This is a genomic window from Streptomyces sp. NPDC002156, assembly GCF_053593675.1.
Genome location: NZ_JBSFDA010000287.1, coordinates 1 through 7574, shown reverse-complemented (window position 1 = coordinate 7574; position 7574 = coordinate 1). Strand labels below are relative to the sequence as shown.

The window sequence follows — 7574 nt, the reverse complement described above, 5'->3', positions numbered from 1 at the left end:
GCCTGGGGGTCAGGCTCACGCAAAAGGCGCCGCACCCTTCGGCTTCAGGGGCCCATGCCAAGCTGATCGACGCAGTGTCCAAGTGCCCGCGACAAGGGTGACGGCCCGTGGGTGCCGGCTGCCCCGGTCGGAGTCACTCACTTACGCGGCCGTCGGAGGGTGGCGCTTCGTTCGGCGCCATGGCCGACTGGAGAGTCGCGAAGGCGACGTCCAGGTGGTCGGAGAGCGGACCGCGGTGCGCGTCATGGCCCCAGTTCTCGATGGCGAGGCGCAGTACACCGATGCCGACGACGGCGACGAGGCGGAGTTCGGACTGGCGTGCGGGGTCGGGCCAGCGTTCGGCCAGAGCGGCGTACAGAGAGCGTTCCTGACGCTCGTAGTTGGCCTGCTTGCGTGCCCGCAGGGCGTCGGTCGAGCGCATCAGCCGGTCGATGGCCAGGGCCTCTTCCGTCTGGTACCGGGCGGTCAGCGCGTGCATCGCCTGCTGGACGGCCGCCAGGGGGGGCCGGCTTCGGGTGGCTGTTCGGCGACGACGGACTCGACGCCCACTACGCCTGGTGCCCCATGCCCGACGGTGTCTACGGCCGCTCCCGCGTCATCCAGGAACGGTTGACCGCCAAGGGAGAACACCGCAGCGCGGGCCCGGTGGACCTCCTGGTGGCCGCAGCCGCGGAAGAAGCGGGACTCACTCTGCTCCACTACGACCGCGACGTCGAAACCATCGCCCGCACGACAGGGCAGCCGGTCCGCACGATCGACCTCAGGCAGTAAAGCTCGCGCCGTGCCGACGGGCACCGAGCTTCCGACCGACCCGGCCGCCTGGCGATCAGTCAGCTGCGGCCTGGGCCGTCTCCCGACACCCAGGGGCCCCAGGGCGACACCACTTCCGAATCCTCGCGTCCGGCCAGCGTCCAGAATTCGAAGTCCAGACGCTCGCACAGCCCACCCACGACGCCATCCTCCAGCCGCGGGCTGATACGTCTGCGCAGGTCAGAGTGATCTCAACTAACACTGATGGCAACGGAGTCGAACTCACGAGCAGCGGATTCAGCCCCGCGGCCCAAAACCCTGAGTCCGCACCCCCGCTGAGACGTTTCCGCAGGTCAGAAGCCTGCAAAGGGGCACCGAGGTGGGGCGGGTGGGACTCGAACCCACGGCCGACGGATTATGAGTCCGCTGCTCTAACCGGCTGAGCTACCGCCCCATTACGGCGCGTCGCGCACATTTGTGCGCGCCGTCTGCCGCAGCATAGCCGCTCATACGATCTCCTGCTTCGGATGGTCGACTTCGCATGACCATGAGGACCCTGACGCGGCTCGCGCGGTTCCCCCGGACATGAAAAAGGACCCCAACGGGGTCCTCGTTCAGGTGCTCTCCCGACTGGACTCGAACCAGTAACCTGCCGGTTAACAGCCGGCTGCTCTGCCAATTGAGCTACGGAAGACCGAAGCTCCCCCGACTGGACTCGAACCAGTAACCTGCCGGTTAACAGCCGGCTGCTCTGCCAATTGAGCTACGGAGGATTGCCTCGTTGCATCGAACGTACCTCCCTGGGTATTCGCCAGGGGGCGTGTGCTCGCTGCGACACATACATTAGCGCAAGCAGGGGGGTGCTCCGCCAATCGGTTCCCCGCGCCGTGCACCCCTCGCCCGTCTTCAGCCCCTCGTCCCACTCGTCAGCTACTGGTCTCACTCGCCTCACTCGACACTCGTCAAGGAAAGGTGGCCGTCATGCGCTACCGGCTCACGTTCGTCGCCGGACTCGCCCTGGGTTACGTGCTGGGCACACGGGCCGGGCGCGAGCGCTACGAGCAGTTGAAGAAATCCGCCCGTCAGTTCGCGCAGAACCCGGCCGTCCGCAACACCGCCGAGTCGGCCGCGCTGCAGGGGCGGGAGTTCGCCGGCAAGGCGTTCCACACCGTGAGCGAGAAGGTCGGCGACCGGGTGCCCGACTCCGTGGCCGACCGGGTGCGCTCCCTGCGTGAGCGCAACGCCACGGGAGGTGGCGAGGACGACTGGGGCACCAGTAACACCTGAGCCACCCGGGGCGGGGGTGTCTGGGGTGTCGAGGGTGTCGGCATCGCCACATCTGGCGTATCCACACGCCCCCTGGACACCGACAACGCACAGCTTGTCCCTAACGGAACGGCGACCCGGCGCGTTCACCTCTCCGCGTACGGCAGAATTTTCGCCATGGGGATAGTCGCCGGGTTGGACAGTTCGCCCGATTTCACTCGTATCGTCGTCTGCGACGCGGACACGGGGTCCGTGCTGCGGCAGGGCTATGCGCCGCATCCGATGGAAGGCGCCGAGGGTGGGAGCGGCGGGCGGCCGTCCGATGTCGATCCGCAGGCGTGGCTGCTCTCCCTCGGTGAGGCCGCCGGGGGCGGGCTGCTCGAAGGCGTGCAGTGCATCGGTGTGTCCGCGCAGCAGAACGCGCTCGTGCCGGTCGACGCGCAGGGCAACACCGTCCGGCCGGCGATGGTCGGCGGGGACAAGCGCGCGCAGGTCGCCGCCGCCGATCTGATCGACGCGCTCGGTGGACGGGAGGCTTGGGCGCAGGCCGTGGGGTGTGTGCCGCAGGCCGCGCAGCCGGTGACCAAGCTGCGCTGGCTGGCACGGAACGAGCCGGAGGCCGCCCAGCGGACCGCCGTCCTCATGCAGGCGCACGACTGGCTGGTGTGGCAGCTGCTCGGGCGGCCTGTGCGGAGGACCACCGACCGGGGTGGGGCCTCGGGAACCGGGTACTGGTCCGCCGCCATGGGGACCTATCGCGGTGATCTCGTCGAACTCGCGCTCGGGCGTCAGGCGATGCTGCCCGAGGTGCTCGGACCCTCCGATGCCGCCGGTACGACGCCCGAGGGGCTGCTGATCTCCGCCGGGACCGGGGAGACCATGGCCGCCGCCTTCGGGCTCGGCCTCGGGCTCGGGGATGTCGTGGTGTCGCTCGGGGCCTCCGGGTCCGTGATGGCCGTACACCCCGAGGCGCTCTTCGACTCGACCGGGATGATCACCTCGCTGGCCGACGCGACCGGGCTGCATCTGCCTGTCGTCACGACGCTCAACGCCGTACGGACTCTGCGGGGGACCGCCGAGTTGCTGGGGTTGAGTGATCTGGAGAGTCTCTCCGACCTCGCCATGAAGTCGACTCCCGGCGCCCATGGGCTCGTCATGCTGCCCTATCTGGAAGGTGAGCGGACGCCGAGTCTGCCGCACACCGCCGGGACGCTCGCCGGGCTGCGGCGGGAGTCCATGAAGGCCGAGCATCTGGCGCGGGCCGCCTTCGAGGGGATGCTGTGCGGGCTCGCGGATGCCTTGGATGTGCTGCGGGGGCGGGGGGTGGACGTACAGCGTGTCTTCCTGCTCGGGTCCGCCGCCGAGTTGCCCGCCGTACAGGCCGCGGCGCCGATGCTGTTCGGGGCGCAGGTCGTCGTACCGCAGCCCGCCGACTACGCGGCCATCGGTGCCGCGCGGCAGGCCGCCTGGGCGCTCGGGGTGACGCAGGGGACGCTCGACCCGCGTACCCCGCCGGCCTGGCAGGGGGCCACCGCGCAGGTGCTGGAGCCGGGTGAGGAGCTGGCGGTGGGGCAGGCGGTGCGGCAGCAGTACGTGTCCGTGCGGGAGCAGACCCATCCCGGGGCGTTTCGTAGCTGAACGACCCCAGGGGAAGCCGCGGCGCGGTCGGATTCTTGGTCCGCTGTTGGATTAATCGGTTGAAGTAACACGGGTGGAGTGTTCGACGATGGGGGCGTGGGGCACTCCCCATCGTCCGTCACGGACAAACCGCCGACTCCGAGAGATTCAGCGTGCTCATACGACTTCTCCGCACTTACCTACAGCCGTACAAGAAACCCATCGGCCTGCTCGTGCTGCTCCAGCTCCTGCAGACCTGCGCCACCCTCTATCTGCCCACGCTCAACGCGGACATCATCGACGACGGTGTGGTGAAGGGCGACACGGGCCACATCCTGACCCTCGGCTCCCTGATGATCGGCATCTCGCTGGTGCAGGTCGTCTGCAACATCGGTGCCGTGTACTACGGCGCCCGTACGGCCTCGGCGCTCGGCCGGGACGTGCGCGCGGCCGTCTTCGACCGGGTGCAGTCGTTCTCGGCGCGCGAGGTCGGGCAGTTCGGCGCGCCCTCGCTGATCACCCGTACGACCAATGACGTCCAGCAGGTGCAGATGCTCGCGCTGATGACGTTCACGCTGATGGCGTCGGCGCCGATCATGTGCGTCGGCGGCATCGTGCTCGCGCTGGGCCTGGATGTGCCGCTGTCGGGCGTGCTGATCGCCGTCGTACCGGTGCTGGGCATCTGTGTGACGTTGATCGTGCGGCGGCTGCGGCCGATGTTCCGGTCGATGCAGGTGCGGCTCGACACCGTCAACCGGGTGCTGCGCGAGCAGATCACCGGCAACCGGGTGATCCGGGCCTTCGTTCGGGACGAGTACGAGAAGGACCGGTTCCGGAAGGCGAACGCCGAGCTGACCGAGGTGTCGCTGGGCACCGGGCGGCTGCTCGCGCTGATGTTCCCGATCGTCATGACCGTCGTCAACATCTCGTCCATCGCGGTGGTGTGGTTCGGTGCGCATCGCATCGACAGCGGTGAGATGGAGATCGGGGCGCTAACCGCGTTCCTCGCCTATCTGATGCAGATCGTCATGTCCGTGATGATGGCCACCTTCATGTTCATGATGGTGCCGCGCGCGGAGGTGTGCGCCGAACGCATCCAGGAGGTTCTCGGTACGTCGTCCAGTGTGGTGCCGCCCACCAGCCCCGTCGTCGAGCTGCGGCGGCACGGGCATCTGGAGATCCGGGGGGCCGGGTTCCGCTACCCGGGCGCCGAGGAGCCGGTGCTGAGGTCCGTCGACCTGGTGGCGCGGCCCGGTGAGGTGACCGCGGTGATCGGGTCCACGGGGAGTGGGAAGTCGACGCTGTTGGGGCTCGTACCACGGTTGTTCGACGCCACCGACGGGGAGGTGCTCGTCGACGGCGTGGACGTGGCCACCGTGGAGCCGAGGCTGCTGGCGCGGACGGTGGGGCTGGTGCCGCAGAAGCCGTATCTGTTCGCGGGGACCGTGGCGACCAACCTGCGGTACGGGAATCCGGACGCCACGGACGAGGATCTGTGGCGCGCACTGGAGGTGGCGCAGGGCAAGGGGTTCGTCGAGCGGCTGGAGGGCCGGCTCGACGCGCCGATCGCCCAGGGCGGTACGAACGTGTCGGGCGGCCAGCGACAACGGCTCGCCATCGCCCGAACCCTGGTCCAGCGGCCCGAGATCTACCTCTTCGACGACTCCTTCTCCGCGCTCGACTACGCCACGGACGCGGCCCTGCGGACGGCTCTCGCGCGCGAGACCGCCGAGGCGACCGTCGTGATCGTCGCCCAGCGGGTGTCCACGATCAGGGAGGCCGACCGGATCATCGTCCTCGACGAGGGCCTGGTCGTCGGCACCGGCCGCCACCACGAGCTGATGGCGGACAACGAGACCTACCGCGAGATCGTCCTGTCCCAGCTCACGGAAGCGGAGGCTGCCTGATGGCCGGGCCCATGGGGCGCATGATGGCGGGCACCGGACCCGACCACCACTCACTGGACTTCAAGGAGTCGGGCAAACGACTCCTCGCCCAGTTCAGGCCCGAACGGGCCACGATGTACGTGATGCTGCTCGCGGTGTTCGTGAGCGTGGGCCTGTCGGTGGTGGGCCCGAAGATCCTGGGGCGGGCGACCGACCTGGTCTTCGCCGGCATCATCGGACGGCAGTTCGACAGCGGGAGTACGAAGGCCGAGGTTCTCGCCGGGATGCGGGAACGCGGCGAGGGCGGCGCGGCCGACATGCTCTCCGGTACGGACTTCACGCCGGGCAAGGGCATCGACTTCGGTGCGGTGGGTGAGGTGCTGGGGCTGGCCCTCGTCGTCTTCCTCTTCTCCGGGTTGCTGATGCTGGTGGCCACCCGGCTGGTGAACCGGGCGGTCAACCGGACCGTGTCCCGGATGCGCGAGGACCTCCAGGCGAAACTGTCGCGGCTGCCGCTGTCGTACTTCGACAAACGCCAGCGCGGTGAGGTGCTGTCGCGGGCGACGAACGACATCGACAACATCGGGCAGACGCTCCAGCAGTCGCTGGGCCAGCTCATCAACTCACTGCTGACGATCGTCGGCGTACTGGCGATGATGTTCTGGGTGTCGTGGCTGCTGGCACTGGTCGCGCTGGTGACCGTACCGCTGTCGTTCTACGTCGCCACGCGCATCGGCAAGCGGTCGCAGCCGCACTTCGTGCAGCAGTGGCGGACCACCGGCAAGCTGAACGCCCACATCGAGGAGATGTACACCGGGCACACCCTGGTGAAGGTGTTCGGACGCCAGGACGAGTCGGCGCAGCAGTTCGCCGAGCAGAACGACGCGCTGTACGAGGCGGGGTTCAAGGCGCAGTTCAACAGCGGGGTCATGCAGCCGCTGATGTTCTTCGTGTCGAACCTCAACTACGTGCTGGTGGCCGTGGTGGGTGGGTTGCGGGTCGCTTCGGGCGCGTTGTCGATCGGCGATGTGCAGGCTTTTATTCAGTATTCGCGCCAGTTCTCGATGCCGCTGACGCAGGTCGCGTCGATGGCGAACCTGGTGCAGTCCGGGGTGGCCTCGGCCGAGCGGGTCTTCGAGCTGCTGGACGCGGAGGAGCAGCAGGCCGATCCGGTGCCGGGGGTGCGGCCGGAGGAGCTGCGGGGGCTGGTCTCGCTGGAGCATGTGTCGTTCCGGTACGACCCGGAGAAGCCGCTGATCGAGGATCTGTCGCTGGCGGTGGAGCCGGGGCACACGGTGGCGATCGTCGGGCCTACGGGGGCCGGGAAGACGACCTTGGTGAACCTGCTGATGCGGTTCTACGAGGTGTCCGGCGGCCGGATCACCCTCGACGGGGTGGACATCGCGGCCATGTCCCGGGAGGAACTCCGGGCCGGGATAGGGATGGTGCTCCAGGACACCTGGCTGTTCGGCGGGACCATCGCGGAGAACATCGCGTACGGGGCCGCGCGGGAGCGTGAGGTGACGCGCGGGGAGATCGAGGAGGCGGCGCGGGCGGCGCACGCGGATCGGTTCATCCGGACGTTGCCGGACGGGTACGACACCGTGATCGACGACGAGGGGACGGGGGTGAGCGCGGGTGAGAAGCAGTTGATCACTATCGCGCGAGCGTTCCTGTCGGATCCGGTGATCCTGGTGCTGGACGAGGCGACGAGTTCGGTGGACACGCGGACGGAGGTCCTCATCCAGAAGGCGATGGCGAAACTCGCCCATGGGCGGACATCGTTCGTGATCGCGCATCGGCTGTCGACGATTCGGGATGCGGACACGATTCTGGTGATGGAGAACGGGGCGATCGTGGAGCAGGGGGCGCACGGGGAGTTGTTGGGGGCGGACGGGGCTTATGCGCGGCTGTACAAGGCGCAGTTCGCGGAGGCGGTGGCTGAGGTGGATTAGGGGGTCGGGGGTTGTTTCTTCGCCCCCGCCGCCCCTACCCGTCCCATCCCTGGGGGCTGCGACGGCAGACCCCCGCTCCGGCCCTGAACGGGCCTTGTCC

Annotated in this window: 5 protein-coding genes, 3 tRNA genes and 1 pseudogene; 5 read left to right on the top strand and 4 right to left on the bottom strand. The window is 68.6% G+C overall.

Translation table 11 applies throughout. The features are described from left to right. Nucleotides 1-133: 133 nt before the first annotated feature. Complete coding sequence (locus tag ACWCRB_RS48080; protein ID WP_451002108.1) at nucleotides 134-499, bottom strand: acyl-CoA-like ligand-binding transcription factor; 366 nt, start codon at nucleotides 497-499, stop codon at nucleotides 134-136. A gap of 38 nt (nucleotides 500-537) precedes the next feature. On the opposite strand from ACWCRB_RS48080, the pseudogene ACWCRB_RS48075 reads away from it, so the two are divergent. Next, nucleotides 538-771: pseudogene (locus ACWCRB_RS48075) on the top strand (PIN domain nuclease); the annotation flags it as partial. A 359-nt stretch (nucleotides 772-1130) separates the two neighbouring features. On the opposite strand, the gene ACWCRB_RS48070 reads toward ACWCRB_RS48075, so the two are convergent. The 3 genes from ACWCRB_RS48070 to ACWCRB_RS48060 form a co-directional block, all read right to left on the bottom strand. Further along, a tRNA-Ile gene (locus ACWCRB_RS48070) sits at nucleotides 1131-1204 on the bottom strand. A 167-nt stretch (nucleotides 1205-1371) separates the two neighbouring features. Then, nucleotides 1372-1444: transfer RNA gene (locus ACWCRB_RS48065), tRNA-Asn, on the bottom strand. A gap of 6 nt (nucleotides 1445-1450) precedes the next feature. Beyond that, nucleotides 1451-1523: transfer RNA gene (locus ACWCRB_RS48060), tRNA-Asn, on the bottom strand. A gap of 208 nt (nucleotides 1524-1731) precedes the next feature. On the opposite strand from ACWCRB_RS48060, the gene ACWCRB_RS48055 reads away from it, so the two are divergent. The 4 genes from ACWCRB_RS48055 to ACWCRB_RS48040 all read left to right on the top strand — a co-directional run bounded on the left by ACWCRB_RS48055 (nucleotide 1732) and on the right by ACWCRB_RS48040 (nucleotide 7474). Continuing rightward, on the top strand, nucleotides 1732-2037 hold the full coding sequence (locus ACWCRB_RS48055) for a YtxH domain-containing protein (RefSeq protein WP_369034774.1): 306 nt from the start codon (nucleotides 1732-1734) through the stop codon (nucleotides 2035-2037). Nucleotides 2038-2193: 156 nt separating this feature from the next. Further along, complete coding sequence (locus ACWCRB_RS48050) at nucleotides 2194-3654, top strand: FGGY family carbohydrate kinase (protein WP_451002107.1); 1461 nt, start codon at nucleotides 2194-2196, stop codon at nucleotides 3652-3654. Nucleotides 3655-3806: 152 nt separating this feature from the next. Then, nucleotides 3807-5540, top strand: a complete 1734-nt coding sequence (locus ACWCRB_RS48045) for an ABC transporter ATP-binding protein (protein ID WP_451002106.1) — start codon at nucleotides 3807-3809, stop codon at nucleotides 5538-5540. After that, nucleotides 5540-7474 carry an ABC transporter ATP-binding protein gene (locus tag ACWCRB_RS48040; RefSeq protein ID WP_451002105.1) on the top strand — a complete coding sequence of 645 codons (1935 nt, stop codon included), beginning with the start codon at nucleotides 5540-5542 and terminating at the stop codon, nucleotides 7472-7474. Before ACWCRB_RS48045 ends, ACWCRB_RS48040 begins: the two co-directional genes overlap by 1 nt. The last annotated feature ends 100 nt before the right edge of the window (nucleotides 7475-7574 follow it).

What these genes read in the sequence shown, in the direction of transcription:
- ACWCRB_RS48055 (WP_369034774.1), top strand. Translation starts at nt 1,732, where the DNA reads ATGCGCTACCGGCTCACGTTCGTCGCCGGACTCGCCCTGGGTTACGTG.
- ACWCRB_RS48050 (WP_451002107.1), top strand. Translation starts at nt 2,194, where the DNA reads ATGGGGATAGTCGCCGGGTTGGACAGTTCGCCCGATTTCACTCGTATC.
- ACWCRB_RS48040 (WP_451002105.1), top strand. Translation starts at nt 5,540, where the DNA reads ATGGCCGGGCCCATGGGGCGCATGATGGCGGGCACCGGACCCGACCAC.